The sequence below is a fragment of the Nocardioides sp. P5_C9_2 genome (assembly GCF_054049555.1).
Window position 1 is genome coordinate 1 of record NZ_JBFUMD010000752.1, and the last position, 1,015, is coordinate 1,015.

The following is a 1,015-nucleotide window of genomic DNA, read 5'->3' on the forward strand; positions in this document are numbered from 1 at the left end:
CGCCTTCGACGACCTCGAGCGGGTGGTGGCGACCGACGACGGGCTGGTCGCACTCGGCCTGCGCGGCGATCGGTTCGGTGCCTGGCTGCGCGACGACGACGGGTGGGAGATGGCGTCCACGTTCGGCTCGATCCCCGACGACTCCCGCAGCAGCCCCTTCGCCGCGACGCTCGTCGAGGGCGGGCGCGGGCTGTGGGCCACCACGAGCGACGGGGCGTCGTACGCGCTGTGGCAGAGCGACGACGGCGACGAGTGGGCCCCGGTCTCCCTGCCCGCCGCTCCGCCGCGGACCGCGGGCGAGCACGTGCTCGCGGTGGCGGCACACGACGACGAGGTGCTGCTGCTGTCCGACGACGGCGACCACGGCCGAGCGTGGCTGTCGACCCGCTGAAGGGGCCGCTCACCCCTACGCCGGTGGCGGTCGGGGGCAGCCGGGTGCGAAGGTCGGGAGATCACCGACGAGGAGGGACCGATGGTCGAGAAGAAGCAGGATCCGGGCCCGGGTCCGAGCGTGAAGGACCCCGGCGTCTACGAGGCGCTGCGCGACGAGGGGGCCAGCAAGGAGAAGGCCGCCCGGATCGCCAACGCCGCAGCCGCCCAGGGCCGCTCGCAGGTCGGCGAGCGTGGCGGGGAGGCTGCCGACTACGAGGACCGCACGGTCGACCAGCTGCGCCGGCGGGCGGCCGAGCTCGACATCGAGGGCCGGTCGTCGATGAGCAAGGCCCAGCTCATCGACGCGCTCCGGAACCACTGAGCGCGAACACCGTCCTCGGCACGGCACGGCACGGCACGGCACGACCCGGCATGACCCTGCCGGGCGCTACGACCTGAGTCACCCACTGACTCAACTCCCACCGCGTGCGCGGCTTCGCCGGGCGCTACGACCTGAGTCACCCACTGACTCAACTCCCACCGCGCGCACGACCCGCGACGCGCCGGGCCTCAGGTCTCGGAGGCCACCACGACGTACGGCGCGCGGCCCGCGAGGCGGGTCACGACGACCGCCGTGGTGAGC

The 1,015-nt window shown here is 74.1% G+C and carries 2 protein-coding genes; both read left to right on the forward strand.

Features of this window, described 5'->3' with window-relative positions:
* A partial coding sequence (locus ACXJKL_RS21510) for a hypothetical protein (protein WP_457209025.1) occupies positions 1-391 on the forward strand: 391 nt, incomplete at its 5' end.
* 81 nt (positions 392-472) lie between these two features.
* Complete coding sequence (locus ACXJKL_RS21515; protein ID WP_457209026.1) at positions 473-754, forward strand: DUF7218 family protein; 282 nt, start codon at positions 473-475, stop codon at positions 752-754.
* Positions 755-1,015: the final 261 nt, after the last annotated feature.